Consider the following 16424-nt stretch of genomic DNA (forward strand, 5'->3'; position numbering starts at 1 on the left):
TTTACTGTGACAGAGAGTTCTCGAAATCGAGTCTGTTTTTAATAGAACGTCCAAGCGTTAGTTCGTCGGCATACTCCAGTTCGTCGCCTACCGATACTCCCCGAGCCAGAGTTGAGATTTTTATTTTGAATTCCTTCAGCTTTTTATAAATGTAAAAGTTGGTGGTGTCGCCTTCCATAGTCGTGCTGAGTGCTAAAATCACTTCGCTGACCTTTCCCTCGCGAACTCGCTCAATCAATGAGTTGATTTCCAGGTCGGCCGGGCCTATGCCGTCCATAGGCGAAATAATGCCTCCCAAAACATGGTAGAGTCCAATGAATTGGCGGGTATTTTCAATGGCCATCACATCGCGAATCGTTTCCACAACGCAAATTATCTCGCCGGTACGGTCGGGATGACTGCAAATGTTGCAAATATCGTGGTCGGAAATGTTGTGGCAAACTTTGCAGTGTTTTATTTCTGTTCGTGCCTGGATGATGCTGTTCCCAAAAATTTCAACATCGTTTTTTTCCTGTTTCAACAAATGCAGCACCAGTCGCAGAGCCGTTTTTCGTCCGATCCCCGGAAGTTTGGAGAATTCGTTTACTGCATTTTCCAACAATCGTGAGGGAAATTTTTCAATCATCATACCCAGATCCCAATTTAGTAGAGGTCAAAAATAACACGAGAATTTCAATTCAACGTATAAAGGGGGGAATTTCTGCGAGATTGGGATGTGGTTTGTCCTATGAAAAAAAGGAACAGATTTTCATCTATTCCTTTTCAAGTAGCGAGAGGCGGGTATGATCCGCCGACCTCATGATTATGAAACAGAAAGAATCTGGTTTCTTTAATTTCTATAATTTTATATCTATTATGCAATTGTCAGTAGGGTAGTATTTTATGTTGGTAGGCGAACTGTTTCTTATTTGCTTAATTTGGATGGATAGACTAATTTTGTGTGCAAATTGTGTGCGAATTTTTATTGCACACAGAAAAAATCAGGAGCCCATGTTTACTTATGCAAATAATGGAATAACAGTCGCCTCAATTCTTGATCAACGCAAAGAATTGAAAGGAGAGATATTTCCTGTAAAGATACGTGTAACTTTTAAAAGAGTACGAAAATACTACGCTACAGGAAAGAAAATGAGCATAGATGATTGGGACAACTTACCGGAAACGAGAAGTCGAAATAAGATTTCAGTACGTGATGATATTCAATATTCGTTCGAAAAAGTAAAAGATGCTGTAATAAAATTAGAACGGGAAGGCGGTTTTTCGCTGGCTGCATTAAACAGTTACCTCGGGAAAAATGCAAGTGATACATTAAATCAAGCTTTTCAGTTAAAAATAGAGAACCTGCGCGGGAATGAACAGATTAACAGCCATGAGTATTATAGCTATACATTGAAAAGTATTGAAAAATTTGCGGGCAAAAATATTGGTTTCGATTCAGTTACTCCGGATTGGTTGCGCAAATTCGAGAAACATCTGTTGCAGGAAGGTAAGTCTTATACCACAGTGGGGATGAGATGTCGGGCAATTCGAGCCGTAATGAACATTGCAAAAGAAGCTCATATTGTTAAAGAAAGTCAATATCCTTTTGGTAGGGGGAAATATGAGATCCCGACCGGACAGGGAAGAAAGCTTGCATTGACGCTACAACAGATTAAACAGCTCGTGAATTATTCTGATGGTAGCGAGGCGATTGAACATGCGAGGGACATGTGGTTTTTCTCCTATCTCTGTAATGGGATCAACTTTGCGGATATGCTGACATTGAAACGTTCGAATATAAAGAATGGGGAGATATCGTTTATGAGAGCAAAGACAAGAACCACGGCAAAAGTAAAAAAGGGAATTAGTGCTATCGTAACGACGGAGATGGAGGCTATCATGACGCGATGGGGGAATAAGGACAAAAGCCCAGATAGTTACATCTTTAACTTTCTCAAAGGTGATGAATCGCCAGCAAGAATAAAGGCCAGGACAAGGGATGTTATAAGTAATTGCAATCGTCGCCTTCGAAAAATAGGGAAAGCCATTGGTATAGAGGGATTAAGTACTTATTCTGCCCGACATTCCTTCGCAACTGTTTTAAAAAGATCAGGTTCAAACATCGCCTATATCTCGGAAAGCTTAGGCCATAATGATTTGAAGACGACAGAAAACTATTTGGCCTCTTTTGAAAAAGAAGAACGGGTTAAGAACGCAAGTTTTCTGACGAATTTTGGCGATTAAACGATTTTCAAATTTGTATTTTTATAGACCCAAATAAACCTGCATGGCAATACACATTAATATTGAAAAGTTGATTTCTGGAAAAATCGTTGAAGGTGAACGGATAGAGTACAAAAAGGGATGGAACCCGGCAGCGATTTATCGGACAATCTGTGCATTCGCCAATGATTTTGAGAATATTGGTGGAGGCTATATCATTGTTGGCGCTGAAGAAGAAAAAGGAAGGGCAAAACGTCCTGTTACCGGTATTGCTGTCGATGAACTGGATGCTATTCAAAAGAAGATGGTCGAATACAACAAATTGATCAACCCTCACTACGATCCTAAAATCAGCATTGAAACAATTGATGATGCTTCAATTCTGGTCATATGGGTTCCGGGAGGAAATCAGCGCCCTTACGAGGTTCCCGAAGATGTAACTGTAAAGAAAAATAAAAAACACCGGTACTACATCCGGAGATATGCAAGTACAGTCCAGGCAGACAAAGACGAACGCGACGAATTGATAAGCCTCACCCGTCAAACACCGTTCGACGACAGGATTAATACGCAAGCAAGTGTTGAAGATATATCACCGCTCTTAGTCAGGGAATATTTACAGAATGTGAACAGCTCCCTGGCAGAACAAATTGAAACCACCCCCATTAATGAGATTTACAGGGCAATGGATTTGATAAGCGGGCCCAGCGAATTGCTTTATCCCAAAAATATTGCCTTGATGATGTTTAATTACCGGCCGGAGAAGTTCTTTCCCTATTCTCGAATCGAAATTGTTGAATTTCCCAATGGCTTGGGCGACCCTGTATTTTTTGAGAAACCAGCGATAACGGGCCCGGTTTATGTGCAGATACAAAAAGCACTGGGCCAACTGGAAAGTATTGTATTAAAAGAACGAATCCATAAATTGCCTGACCGGGCAGAAGCCCAAAGGGTCTGGAACTACCCGTTCCGTGCCTTGGAGGAAAGTGTTGTGAATGCCTTATATCACAGAAATTGGGAAATCAGGGAACCGGTTGAAATACGGATTTTACCGGATTGTATTGAGATCGTCAACCAGGGAGGTCCTGACCGAAGTGCCAAAATGGAGGAGATTCAAAAAGGGCTAATTCATAACCGAAGGTATCGGAATCGGAGGATTGGCGATTTCCTGAAAGAATTGGACATGACTGAAGGCAGGGGAACCGGGATTCCAATTATCCGCAGGGAAATGGAGAGGAACGGTTCGCCCGAACCTCGATTTGAAACCGACGAGAATTACAGTTACTTCATAACAACTCTTCCAATACATCCCGCTTTCTTCGCAGAAGATGAAATAAGCGAGGGTGTAAACAAAGGAGTAAAAACCAATGCCAGTCAACATGATAATGTTTTAAGGCTTATTCGCGAGGGTGTAAATGAGGGTGTAAATGAGGGTGTAAATGAAAATGTCTATGACATCATAAGCATTCTTACGAATGTAGCAGGACTGAATGCAGTAGAGATTGCATCCCGTACAAAAAGAGGACTTTCTACTATTGAACGATACTTACGTTTGCTGCGGAAAAAAGAAATCATTGAATTTAGGGGAGCACCTAAAACTGGCGGCTATCACCTAACGGAAAAAGCAAAGAAATTGTTGAAATAGTCATGGCCCGTCGTAAGCAATACAAAATATTAGCCAGGCAAACTGCAATTTATAAGACGATTGTCTCCGAGTTGCAGAAAAACCCAGAACTGGCTGATTACGATATGGACACCATCCAAATTTCCGTTAAAAAGAAAATTACGCCCCGAATCCAAAATGTGGACAAGGCAATACGCAACCTAACAACTTATTTGGCAGTAAATAAAGAATACATCAAAACCTTCAACGGTGAAACGATCGTATCAAAAAAAGAGATCGCCAAAATGTTGAAAATATCGCGACCAACGCTGGATAAATGGATCCGGGAGAAATTTATAACCCCCGTACAATCAGAAGCTTTATCCAAAACCGAAACCTTCCCTCCTGACCTGATCCTGAAACAACTTCAAAAACAAAAAAATAAAAAGTAAAAAAAGTTTTCAACTTTACATCGTATCGATTTGATATAATCTGACAATAAAACGAATGTCTTTTACAACTTTTTCGTTAATATTTCATTTAAATTGTTGCCATAGGCCTACTTACGTAAAGCCATTTATCTAATTGATTTTCAACCATATTCATTTTTATTTTACACTCAAATTCAAAACGATGCGTAACTATAAATTTGAGTATTATGCCGAACATCATTGTGACAACGCCCGAGGAACTAAGGGCAATCGTAAGTGAGGCAGTTTCCCTGGCACTGCCCAAACAGGCTTCGCCTCAGTCAACAATTGATACCATAACCCTAGACGATACATTGAAATTGTTAAAGGAATATGGCTATCCGACATCAAAAGCAAAAATTTACAAGTTAACCTCCACCGGTAAAATTCCCTGCAAAACGTATGGAAACAAACTGGTCTTCTCGCGAAAAGAAATACTGCTGTGGGCTGAAAATCAAACCAAGCCCAAACATGATTCAAGTAAAATCAGCTTAACCCTTGCTCGGAGTGCAAGACGTAAAAGGTAATCGCGATGAAGGAAAAGACATTGAACAGCGGTAAATACATCCGTGTAGGAACAAGCTTGTACAAAATCGTGCAACGTCCACTGATCAGCGGCGATTATATCGAGGATAAGATTCCCTGGAGCTATGAAACGCTCCGGCAGGACTTTGGCAAGAACAACCTTCCCAAAGTTGAGAAGTATGATGGTTTTTGCATTATCCCCGATCATGTTCACTATCGACAGGTACATGGCACGTATCTCAACCAGTATGAACCGGTGAGCTATGTGCCGTGTCCGGGAGACTTTCCCCATATCCGGCATTTTCTTAACCATATTTTTGAGGAACAAATTGAAATCGGCCTGGATTACCTTCAGATTCTTTATACTCTGCCTGCCCAAATGTTGCCCATTCTGCTATTGGTTTCCAATGAACGGAATACGGGGAAAACGACCTTTCTGCGTTTTTTGAAAATGATTTTCGGAAAAAACGCGACGTTCAACACAAACGAAGATTTCCGGAGCCAGTTCAATGCCGACTGGGCCAACCGCCTGCTGGTGCTGGTTGACGAATTACTTCTGAACAAGATGGAAGACACGGAGAAAATCAAAAACCTCTCAACAGCCGGCGATTATAAAATTGAAGCCAAAGGCAAAGACCGAAGGGAGATTGAGTTTTTCGCCAAATTTGTTCTTTGCTCCAACAACGAGCGAGACCCGATTATCATTCCCAGGGAAGAAGTTCGGTTTTGGGTGCGAAAAATCAATCGGGTCGAAAAGGACAACATCCGTCTCCGGGAATTAATGGCCAAAGAGATTCCTCATTTCCTGCATTTTCTTCTTCACAGAAAACTCGCTGCAAAAAATGAATCCCGAATGTGGTTCAATCCATCTGCACTCGAGACTCCCGCACTTCAGAAAATCAAAAAATACAATACAAACAAGCTTGAAATGGAAATGGCGACTTATTGCCGTGATGTGATGGAGGGACTGCAAAAGGACAAAATGCGCTGCTGCCCGAAGGACCTGCTGGAAGTATTGCGGGAGTCAGGGCTCCGGGCCGACATTACTGTGATCCGGAACATACTCAAAGACAATTGGGAACTAACGTCTGAAAAGAACGGCGAATACAATTTTTATCATATCGGTACCGATGGGGAACTTGTTCCGGTGAAAAGAAAAGGACGTTACATGGAAGTTGCAATCGCCGATCTGAACAAAATCCTGTTGTAATGTTGAGTTTAGCTATTAAACAATTGAAAATAGGACAGATACACACCCCAACAATCACACAACAAATACACAACAAAATCCTGTTTGTTATGGCCGGACTACAACACCGCTTTCATTTGTTGTGCTTTTGTTGAGTCTGTATTAAGTTGAAATAATGCAGGTTAGCCATTATCCACAACACAACAACAAAAATTTGACACTTATGGCACTCACTGAAATAAAACAAATAAGTATCAAGGGTTATCTTCAGAATATGGGGGTTCTTCCCAAAAGAGAGTTTGCTTACTACGGAATGTATTTTAGTCCGTTCCGTGACGAGCAGAATACAAGCTTCAAGGTGGATTACCGCCAAAACCTTTGGTATGACTTCGGCACCCAGGAAGGCGGTTCAATCGTCGATCTGGTGATGAAACTGGAGGGCTGCGCTTTTCATGAGGCTGCAGCCAAACTGGAGAAGGACGTTGCAGGTCCCAGTCGGAATTCTTTTTCTTTTCACCGGGATTCTATACTTGCTACGCCACAAAACAGGAACCCGGCTATGACCATTCGGAACATTTGCACGATTTCCCATCCCAAATTAGCAGCCTGGATAAGCACACGAAAAATTGACTTGTCCCTGGCAAACCTGTATTGCAGGGAAGTTCATTACCAGGTCAAGGACAACGTTTATTTCTCAATTGGCTTTGGGAATGATAGCGGTGGATATGAACTGTCCAGTCCCTCAAAATTTAAAGGCTGCATCTCTCCAAAAGATATTACGACTGTAAAAAATGGACATGACAACTGTTTGGTTTTTGAAGGCTTTTGGGACTTTCTTTCCTATTTAACACTACGAAAAATCGAAAAGACACAGTACGATGTTGCAGTGCTCAACTCGGTGGCCAATATTCAAAAGTCACTGGCTTTTCTGGCAGGGCACAGAAATATCTTTGCTTATCTGGACAATGATGAAAGCGGACGAAAAGCTGTTCAGGTAATCAAAGCATCATGCTTTTCTGTCGATGACAGGTCGGAAAAGTATGCTGCATGCAAAGACCTCAATGATTATTTATGCGGTAAAAAACAAGCCCAACAAATGAAAAAAGGCAGAAGTTTTAGGCTGTAAGAAAAGGTTCTTTTTTCAGGGGTAGCAAGTTTATGTTTTGGTAATACCAAAACCCCTGTGTCATCCCGCTGGTCTCAATCAAAAAATCAGATAGCAGAAAATGAAAAATAAAAATGGCCGTCCGGTCAAACGATTGGGTGAAAAAATGGCCTATCACATCAACGTAAAAATGGGAACCATCGACTATTACACGCTCAAGGCAAAAGCCAGGGAGGCCGATGTGAGTTTCAGCGAATGCATCCGTCAGCTCATCAGAAGAGGTTACGTGAAGCAACGGCTTTCCCCTGAATTGCATGATCACATCCGAAAACTGTCCGGAATGGCCAACAACTTAAACCAAATTGCCCGCAAAGCAAACGCTGCGGGATATTCCGATGCCCGGCTTGAGTATCTGTACCTGGCAGGCAAGATTGATAACCTGTTGAATCAAATTCGTCATGATGGCTAAGATTGTTAAAGGACAGGGATTCCGGGGCGTTGTCAACTACGTCCTGGATCAATCCAAAAGCACTGAGATTTTGGACAGCCAAGGTGTAAGGCTTAAAAATGCTGGTTCGATCATCGACAGTTTCGTCTTTCAATCAGAAATGAACGTCCGGATAAAAATGCCGGTTGGTCATATTTCACTTGATTTTTCTGCGCAGGACCTGGGAAAGTTGAACAACAAGCTGGTGGTAAAAATCTCGCAGGAGTATATGAACTTGATGGGAATCTCCAATACGCAATACATTCTTTGCCGTCACTTTGACAAAGAGCATCCACACGCACACCTGGTCTTTAACCGGGTGGATAATAATGGCAAAACAATCTCAGACCGAAATGACCGGTACCGTAGTGAGAGAATCTGTAAAGAACTCACCGAAAAACATGGTTTATATTTCACCCGGGGAAAAGAGAAAGTAAAAGCATATCGCCTGCGGGAGCCGGATAAAACCAAATATGAAATCTACGAATCGCTGAAAGCAATCCTTCCCGCATGCCATAGCTGGGATCAAATTATTGCAGGGCTAAAACAACAGGGCATTGGCGTGACGTTCAAATTCAAAGGGAAAACCAGCGAAATACAGGGAGTTGTTTTCGATAAAAACGGCTATTCATTCAATGGCTCCAAAGTAGATCGACAATTCAGTTTTTCAAAAATTACCTTTCAGCTCAAACAGAATATTTCTGAGCAAGTTTACCAAAAAACGCATATCCATTATCATATTCCGGATCACCTGGTCGCAGGAAATATTCTCAAAAGCTTATTCTATCAGATGGGAAAATACTCCGCTGACAACGAAAACCGGACAAAACAAAATGCTGTTCCAAAACTCAAAAGAAAAAGAGGGATAAGGAGGTAAAAATGAGAAAGAATGTAAATGTAGTAGCGGTCCTGTTCGAAGAGGTCAACAACCTACTGAAAACCATTGACCAGAAAATCAACGATCAGCACCAAAAGCTGGATGATGTCGTCTCTAAAGAAGACCTTGAAAGAAATAGAATTACAACTGAAAATGCGTTCCTGCAAACATCGCGTAATTTATCGGTCCTGGACCAAAAGCTTAACCAGCTCTCAGTATCTGTTCAAGAGTCAGAAAATCAAATCCGTTCAGGGCTTGAAAGCGTTCTTTCAACTTTAAAAGACCAGGAAAAAGAACGAATCATCCTCCACGCACGCCAGCATAAACTAAAATCAAGGAAAGTGAGAATGGCTTTCGTCTTCCTTTTCCTCTTGTTTGCCGTTTCGCTGATTGGAAATGTTTATCAAAGAATAAAAATAATGCTTATGGGCGATAATGACATCAAATACAGGTACATCAAAATGGTGGGTGGGATTAACGCTGAGGAGCTTTCCAAATTGGAAGATATGTTTCACTTCCACCGGAACGACACGCTGATAAAGGAAATTCAGGAACAAGTGAAAGAATTTGATGGGAAAAACCAGGAGCAGATTAAAGAATTGGAACAGAAACACCTGGAGTGAAATTGCAGAGATTTAATGAATGAGTGCTCTAACTGGGAGAATTTAAACCATCCAAATGTGAGAGGGAGTTTTTCATATCTTTAAAAACTATTATTGCCCTCAGTATGAAGATAGAAAAAACGCAAAATGAACTTTCAGTCTGGGTTGAGACCTATACGCAGGACCTCTACTCCTGGGCTTTGCATAAAGTTTCCGACGTGGAGATTGCACAGGATTTGGTGCAAGACACTTTTTTTGCTGCCGTCGAAAAAGCCGGAACGTTCAATGGCGACAGCTCGCCTAAAAACTGGCTGTTCAGTATTCTCAATCACAAAATTAGTGACCATTACCGGAAGAAGGTGATGAAGAAGGAAGTCGAAGTTGTGGACGATCTCAACAGCCGTTTGGAGCTGCTTCAATTTTATTTAACTAACAATCTAACGCAAAAGGCAATAAGCCTGGGTGAGGAAATCCTAAAAATTTATCCCGGTACAGAAGACGTAAAACAGTTGATGGAGCGATTGAGAGGCCTTTAGTTTTTTTCTGAATTGGGGGAGGAAATCGCTGACTGGGAGGATGATCTCCAAACTCCTGGCTTAGGGCTAAGATTCCAGGTGCGATAATGAAAGCCGCCTCACCTATTTAAACCCATCAGCCTAATAGTTAATCTGGTAATTAACTTGTAAGGAAGAAGAATTCCAAGGTCAATTTAAAGTTTTTTTAAGATCTTAAAGCTATATTTCTCACTAACTTATAAATTTGCTGATATACCCGTTTTACCCGGTTCGATGAAAATTTACATCAAAAATATGGTTTGCATACGGTGCCAGATGGTAGTTAAAGCTGAATTGGAAAAGCTGGGACTTCAATATGTTTATGTGAAAATTGGGGAGGCGGACATTATTGGAGAAGTCCAACCGGACCAATTGATGCAATTGGGAGTAACATTGAAAAAATCAGGACTCCTCCTTATGGATGATAAAAAGAGTATTCTGGTTGAGAAAATAAAAGCTGTAATTATTGATCTGGTACATTACACCAACGACCAAATCAAGGTCAACCTTTCTGACCATCTGAGCGAGAAACTCAATTACGATTACACCTACCTTTCCAATCTTTTTTCAGAAGTCAAGGGCATAACCATCGAGAAATTTTACCTCACTCACAAAATCGAGCGAGTAAAAGAACTGATTGTCTATGATGAGCTAAATCTTACGGAAATTGCCTACAAAATGCACTATAGCAGCGTTGCTCACCTATCCAATCAATTCAAGAAATTTACCGGTTTAACACCTTCGTACTTTAAAAAGTTAAAAGGAAAGAGAAGGGACACACTTGAGGATGTGTGAATCATGCAAATCTTTTTCAGAATTGTGTAATTAGAAAGCCAATCGAATTCCTGAATTTTATATTTCGGCAACTTCCATGCCGGGAAAATGAAGTTTTTGTTTTTATTTTTCATTGGTCTGGTGGCTAGTCAGTGACCGAGCGCCATGCTTTTCGTGTTGTAGCAAATTAATTTGTTTGGTCTTGAATAAAAAGGAAAAATACTATCTGGAAGACATCTTTCATCGGTTCATTGAACCCTATTTTTCAATCGATGAATATATCGTCCGTTTTGAACGGGATCGCATATCCAGAGATTACCGGTATGTGGTCAATCCAAAGGGAGACAAAAACAGATTCATTGGGTTTTACCTGCACCGACGCGAAAAAGTTGATGATTTCGAGTTGGTTATAATTTACACCAAGGTCGGGGACTTGAATTTCCACAATACGAAAAAATTACTGTTTTTGCTGGATCAAGATGATCTGGAACGCTTTAATCGGTTCTATCAGGAACTTATTGATGATCTGGATGAAAAAAGCTTGAAAGATTCAGAAGTTGATTTTTTTATTCCTTTTTTCTTCACAAATGGTAAATCAGAGGTTAACCGAAAATTAGAATAAAACGCATGAACATATTATTGGTATACCCACAGTGCCCCGATTCGTTTTGGAGTTTCAAAAATGCCTTAAAGTTTATTAACAAAAAGGCTGCCGTACCGCCACTTGGCTTAATCACCGTTTCGGCGATGCTCCCATCATCGTGGCATAAAAGATTGGTCGATATGAATGTCTCGGCTCTTCACGCGAGCGATATTCAATGGGCTGATTATGTTTTCATCAGCGCCATGTATATTCAGAAACAATCAGTTCGCAAAGTCATGGACGAATGTGGGAAATGGCATACTAAAATAGTTGCTGGTGGCCCCTTGTTTACCCAGGAACACGACAATTATCCACAAGTGGATCATTTTATTTTAAACGAGGCTGAAATCACGCTTCCGCCATTTTTAACCGATTTAGAAATGGGGCAGCCAAAGCGACTTTACCAAACCAGTGAATATGCCGATATTACCCAAACACCTGTTCCCGACGTTCATACCTGTCCAAATGATAAGTCCTCCGGTGCAGCGGGCTTGGTCATGGCGATTGTTGGTGGCGCACTTATGTCTCCTATTCAAGGCGCAATTATAGACCTGAATCAGGTGACTTGGTTGCCGGCACTAAATTTCTCTTTTGTTTTGCTTCTAATTAGTTTTTTTGTAATTGCATTTTTCGACTATCGATGTACTGAACAATCGTATAACTAATTACGGTTAAAACTTATTCGAACAATGACGATTACTGCTGTTGTATTTATAAGGTTGATTATCGTTTTATTACGGTAGGGGATTTGGCACAGTCTTACGGGCAGATAGAACAACGGGCTCTTCCGAACGACAGGGACAAGCTTGTGGTGGGAGCCCGATTTGAAGATCGTTTTCTTCCCATTTGAACCATCGGACATTTGTCTCAAGCTACATGGGGCGTAGTATAGGAGTTTCCATTTTGGGAAACACTTCGGAATCATCCTCCATTGACAACTGGTTTTAAGCACATAGAAGGTGGCGTTAAATATTTTCCTCAAAGAATAGTTCCGTTTTCGTTTATCCTTTAAAATGGCTAATATTACATCATGTTGGGTATCGGTCGGTTCGGTAAAATACACTCTTTTGGTGTTTTATTTGTTTGATTATGTGTGAGATATGGATTCTTATTTCATTTGTCAATTTGATAGTCAATTATTTGTGCCAGTTTATCTAATATTAAACAGCTTCCCATTATCATGCACTTGTGAAACGTATTTATGACAAAACTGTTGAAACTACCAATAGTAATATTATTGTTGATGGTGGTCGTTGTCGTCAAGGCCGAATTGACCAACAATATATTCGACATCAGGCACATTGGGTATGCCGAAGGTCTCAGCAGTCAACGTGTGTTTTCGATTGTTGAAGATGAGAACGGTGCCATGTGGATGGCCACGAAAGTAGGAATAGACCGCTACAACGGCAGTGCTGTAAAAAGCTATACCTTGTCGGGCAATTTTTATTACGGCGACATGGGCGGGCGTACACTTCGTTTGCTTTACGACAAACGATACGGACTGTGGGCATACGACAATACCGGGAGAATCTATCGTTATTCGATCCAGGATGACAGCTTTGAACAATACCTGTATTTGGCCCAATTCATCAGCGAAGAAATCATATTAAACAAACTGTGCCTGGATGAGAATGGAACCTTATGGTTGGGACTGAGCAGCGGGCTATACAAGAAAGATACTGATAAGCCGATCACTCCTGTCATACGCGGGCAATATATCAATGACATTATACCTACCGGCGAATTGCTTTTCATTGGTACATCCACAGGGGTGTTGCAACTTTCCTATTCGCAATTAGACAAAGTGCATTGGCTGATAACAGAAAAGGATGTCCAGACGTTATTCCTCAACGCTACCGGAAATGAACTTTGGATAGGGACTTTCAACAATGGTCTATGGGTGATGGATTTGAAAACTTTGGCCCTGCTTCCCCTGAATGAACAGAGTTCCGGTTTTCTCAACCCGATTAGAGCCATTACAAGCTATGATTCGCATACCTTGTTGGTAGGAATAGACGGAGGAGGCGTTTACACAGTCGACCGAGACTCGAAAAAGTGCCATCTCCTGATGAGTACAGAGGACAGTACCGACATTTTTTTACCCGGTAACGGGATTTATGCTGTCACCAAGGACAATCAAGGGAACATATGGATAGGAAGTTACACCGGGGGCGTCTCCGTTGCTATCCTGTTGAAATATCCGATTACAATATTGCGTCATCAAAGGGGAGACCCGCAATCATTGGCAAATAACAACATCAATGATATTGAAGAAGATACTACTGGAAACCTTTGGTTTGCCACTGATTTTGGAATCAGTATTCGCGATAAATTTTCGAATCAGTGGAGCCACGAGTTAAAGGGTGTGGTAGTTGTTGCTTTGTGCAAAGGAGAAAATGGCTCCGTGTGGGCCGGAACTTACGGAGACGGCATCTACCTTTTGAACAACCGGAAACAGGTCATCCGCCATCTCACCAAACAGGAGGGAGGACTTACAACAAATTATGTTTTTTCGCTCAAACAAGACACTGACGGGAACTTATGGGTGGGAGGCCTGGACGGACAACTGCTGATGATGGATAAGCAGGGACGCCCCGAACGAACATACGATATTAAGTGGATTCATTCCATAGAAGAAGTAAACAATGACCAAATAGCTGTCGCCACAGTGAATGGATTTAGTCTGGTGAATAAACGTACCGGAGAAATCCAACGCTACGCAAGCTCCCAGGAATATCATGAACAAAATGTCAGCGCCTATATCATATCCATGCTTTTTAACGGCGACAGCACTGTCTGGCTGGGAACCGAAGGGGGTGGGCTAAACCTGTATGATATGCGAACCCGGGAGTCAAGGATATTCACCACACAAGAAGGGCTGCCATCCAACGACGTGTACAGCCTGCAACAAGATGCCAAAGGACGTTTGTGGATAAGTACAGGGAAAGGGCTTGCGTTAATCGAAAACTTCCAGGTATCGAACCTCAATTATGTGGGCGACATTGACAAGGAGTATAACAAATCTTCTTTTGCCCGGCTGACAGACGGAAAATTTGCCTATGGTAGCACAAACGGCGCTGTCCTGGTTACGCCCGACGCGATAAGCATGACAAACTATCAGGCCCAATTGAGATTTACCGGCTTGACCATAGACTATCTCCCCGCAGAAGAAGAAAAGCGTTTACGTCCTGCTATATACGACATGCTGACGAATGGCTTGATTGAACTTGACTACAAACATAACTCATTCTCAGTCACCTTTGAGTCGATCAATTACCGCTTTCAGCGTGACATCGCCTACCAGTATATTTTGGAAGGGTACGAAAAATCATGGAGCAGCTTATCGCCCAATGGTATGGTACGGTACACCAATGTGTCTCCGGGTTCTTACCTTCTCAAAGTGCGCAGCTTGCGGCGGAATAACGGGAAAATTATATCCGAAAAAACACTTGTCTTAAAAGTTGCTCAACCCTGGTGGAATTCGTTGTGGGCATGGGTGGTTTACATTGGCGTCGCAGGCATCGTCATTTCCTTTATCTGGCGCTATAAAAGCAATCAGCTTCAGAAACGCTACGATGAGGACAAAATAAGGTTCTTCATTGATACAGCACATGACATCAGGACACCTGTAACGCTCGTTATGGCACCTTTGGACGACCTGTGTAAGGAAAAGGGACTCTCGGACAAAGCCCTTTACCTCCTGGAACTGGCACACAGCAACACGAACAAGCTCTATACGCTCATCACGCAACTACTCGAATTTGAAAAGGTAGATACTCACAAGCAACAGCCTGTATTAAGCCCCTTAAACCTCAACGACATCCTTGCCGAGGAGATTGCCGGTTTTCAGCCGTTGTGCGACAAAAAACAATTGCACTTAAGTCTTTCTTTGCCCGATGAAGACGTTTACGTTATGGCAGACATGCACATCGTCGAAATACTGCTGGACAATCTGGTTTCCAATGCCTGCAAGTATACGATGCCACAGGGTGATGTCCGCATAAGTTTACTTTACACGAAACGAAAAGCCATTATAGAAATCAAAGACAGCGGCATTGGTATTCCGAAAAAGGCAAAAAAGCACCTGTTTACCGATGTTTACAGAGCGGAGAATACGCGAAAATCGAACGAAGGCGGAACAGGCTTCGGCCTCTTACAAGCACGCCGGATAATAAAAATACTGCACGGAAAGATCAGCTTTCAATCCGAGGAAAACAAAGGCAGCACCTTTACGGTAACGCTGCCAAGAACATATACCGTCCCCAAAGCTGTACCAAAGCCGACTGTTACTCCACGGGAAGTTTTGTTCTCCCGAACGGCCGACCTTGCCCAACAAGAAGTGAACAAGACCAGGAACCTAAACCGGCAAACAGGAAAAGATACGCTGCTTATCGTCGAAGATCATGAGGCGCTACGCTACTACCTGCGTAAAACTTTCGAGTACGACTACCGGGTGGTTGATGTTTCCGACGGGCAGGAGGCTCTTACATATCTCTCAAACGAATACCCCGACCTGATCCTATCCGATGTCATGATGCCGGGCATACAAGGGGATGAACTTTGCAGGCTGGTCAAAGAAAATCCGGACACGGCGGGTATACCCTTCATTTTGCTTACTGCAAAAGTGAATCATGATGCCACTGTTGAAGGACTAAAGAAAGGTGCAGACGACTATATTCCCAAGCCTTTCAGTACCGAGATTCTGAAACTGAAAGTACAGGGCCTGATAGCCAACCGAAACAGACAACGGGATTTTTTCATGCGGCAGGCTCTTTTACAAGTTGAAGCAGAAAAAGGAAGCCTGAACAATAACGACAACCCGGGCTTATCAGCAAAAACCAACGACAATCAAACAGATGAACCGGCTTCGGATATGCTGCCTGAAAGCGACCGTCAATTTATTATACGAGCGACTCAACTTGTCATCGGGAACATGAGTAACGTTGATTTCAATATTAACACGCTGTGCCAGGAAATGGCCATGAGCCGGACGCTCTTTTACAGTCGCCTTAAATCACTGACCGGAAAAGGTCCACAAGAGTTTATACGCATCATCCGGCTTCAGAAAGCAGCCGAACTATTGAAGGAAGGCAGAAACGTGACCGAAGTTGCTACCGACACCGGATTTGTCAATACGAAATATTTTAGTTCGCTGTTCAAAAAGCAATTTGGCATTCAACCCAGCAAATACAATTAATCCGATTTCGCTCCATAACTGATTTTAGACCGGAGCCTTTTCTGTCAAACGGACGATAACTGACCTTATTGGCGCTTTTTGCTTATCACAACGCCGGAAATTTATATCCCCAAACACAGTTGCAAAGGTCTCTGGAAGCCCCGTGGATAGGGCTTAATAGAAAAATTGTCTGAAATCAAACCTTATTTGTCAGCTA

At 42.1% G+C, this 16424-nt stretch carries 16 protein-coding genes; 14 read left to right on the forward strand and 2 right to left on the reverse strand.

Annotated elements, in window-relative coordinates; all coding sequences use genetic code 11:
* Position 1 precedes the first annotated feature (1 nt).
* Positions 2-628, reverse strand: a complete 627-nt coding sequence (gene recR / locus ABZD21_RS05750; protein WP_372773582.1) for a recombination mediator RecR — start codon at positions 626-628, stop codon at positions 2-4.
* A gap of 362 nt (positions 629-990) precedes the next feature.
* Here recR and ABZD21_RS05755 point away from each other — a divergent pair, with 362 nt between their 5' ends.
* From ABZD21_RS05755 to ABZD21_RS05815, 13 genes are all read left to right on the forward strand, one after another.
* Entirely contained in the window at positions 991-2223 is a 1233-nt protein-coding gene (locus tag ABZD21_RS05755) for a phage integrase SAM-like domain-containing protein (protein ID WP_372773584.1), read from the forward strand.
* Between the two features lie 43 nt (positions 2224-2266).
* Positions 2267-3847, forward strand: a complete 1581-nt coding sequence (locus ABZD21_RS05760; protein ID WP_282593395.1) for an RNA-binding domain-containing protein — start codon at positions 2267-2269, stop codon at positions 3845-3847.
* 2 nt (positions 3848-3849) lie between these two features.
* The gene (locus ABZD21_RS05765) at positions 3850-4257 is read left to right on the forward strand and encodes a hypothetical protein (RefSeq protein ID WP_372773586.1); all 408 of its coding nucleotides are present in this window, start codon (positions 3850-3852) and stop codon (positions 4255-4257) included.
* A 206-nt stretch (positions 4258-4463) separates the two neighbouring features.
* On the forward strand, positions 4464-4802 hold the full coding sequence (locus tag ABZD21_RS05770) for a helix-turn-helix domain-containing protein (protein ID WP_372773588.1): 339 nt from the start codon (positions 4464-4466) through the stop codon (positions 4800-4802).
* A 5-nt stretch (positions 4803-4807) separates the two neighbouring features.
* Positions 4808-6010: a primase-helicase family protein gene (locus ABZD21_RS05775; RefSeq protein WP_372773590.1), complete on the forward strand. Its 1203-nt coding sequence runs from the start codon at positions 4808-4810 to the stop codon at positions 6008-6010.
* 202 nt (positions 6011-6212) lie between these two features.
* Entirely contained in the window at positions 6213-7115 is a 903-nt protein-coding gene (locus tag ABZD21_RS05780; protein WP_372773592.1) for a toprim domain-containing protein, read from the forward strand.
* A gap of 100 nt (positions 7116-7215) precedes the next feature.
* On the forward strand, positions 7216-7563 hold the full coding sequence (locus ABZD21_RS05785) for a MobC family plasmid mobilization relaxosome protein (RefSeq protein WP_372773594.1): 348 nt from the start codon (positions 7216-7218) through the stop codon (positions 7561-7563).
* Positions 7556-8458: a relaxase/mobilization nuclease domain-containing protein gene (locus tag ABZD21_RS05790; RefSeq protein WP_372773596.1), complete on the forward strand. Its 903-nt coding sequence runs from the start codon at positions 7556-7558 to the stop codon at positions 8456-8458. The genes ABZD21_RS05785 and ABZD21_RS05790 overlap by 8 nt, the downstream gene beginning before the upstream one ends.
* A 2-nt stretch (positions 8459-8460) precedes the next feature.
* On the forward strand, positions 8461-9081 hold the full coding sequence (locus ABZD21_RS05795; RefSeq protein WP_372773598.1) for a hypothetical protein: 621 nt from the start codon (positions 8461-8463) through the stop codon (positions 9079-9081).
* Positions 9082-9185: 104 nt separating this feature from the next.
* On the forward strand, positions 9186-9596 hold the full coding sequence (locus tag ABZD21_RS05800; protein WP_372773599.1) for an RNA polymerase sigma factor: 411 nt from the start codon (positions 9186-9188) through the stop codon (positions 9594-9596).
* A 294-nt stretch (positions 9597-9890) separates the two neighbouring features.
* A complete protein-coding gene (locus ABZD21_RS05805; RefSeq protein ID WP_372773601.1) occupies positions 9891-10409 on the forward strand; it encodes a helix-turn-helix domain-containing protein in 519 nt (172 codons plus the stop codon).
* Positions 10410-10590: 181 nt separating this feature from the next.
* Positions 10591-11010 (forward strand): hypothetical protein, encoded by a 420-nt coding sequence (locus ABZD21_RS05810; protein ID WP_372773603.1) that lies wholly within the window; start codon positions 10591-10593, stop codon positions 11008-11010.
* A gap of 5 nt (positions 11011-11015) precedes the next feature.
* On the forward strand, positions 11016-11696 hold the full coding sequence (locus ABZD21_RS05815; protein ID WP_372773605.1) for a hypothetical protein: 681 nt from the start codon (positions 11016-11018) through the stop codon (positions 11694-11696).
* Here the strand turns inward: ABZD21_RS05815 and ABZD21_RS05820 are convergent.
* Positions 11693-12094, reverse strand: coding sequence for a transposase (locus tag ABZD21_RS05820; RefSeq protein ID WP_372773607.1), 402 nt, complete (start codon positions 12092-12094; stop codon positions 11693-11695). The genes ABZD21_RS05815 and ABZD21_RS05820 overlap by 4 nt on opposite strands.
* A 138-nt stretch (positions 12095-12232) precedes the next feature.
* On the opposite strand from ABZD21_RS05820, the gene ABZD21_RS05825 reads away from it, so the two are divergent.
* The gene (locus tag ABZD21_RS05825) at positions 12233-16228 is read left to right on the forward strand and encodes a two-component regulator propeller domain-containing protein (RefSeq protein WP_372773609.1); all 3996 of its coding nucleotides are present in this window, start codon (positions 12233-12235) and stop codon (positions 16226-16228) included.
* Positions 16229-16424 lie beyond the last annotated feature (196 nt).

The sequence above is a fragment of the Mangrovibacterium sp. genome (assembly GCF_041596335.1).
Classification (GTDB): domain Bacteria; phylum Bacteroidota; class Bacteroidia; order Bacteroidales; family Prolixibacteraceae; genus Mangrovibacterium.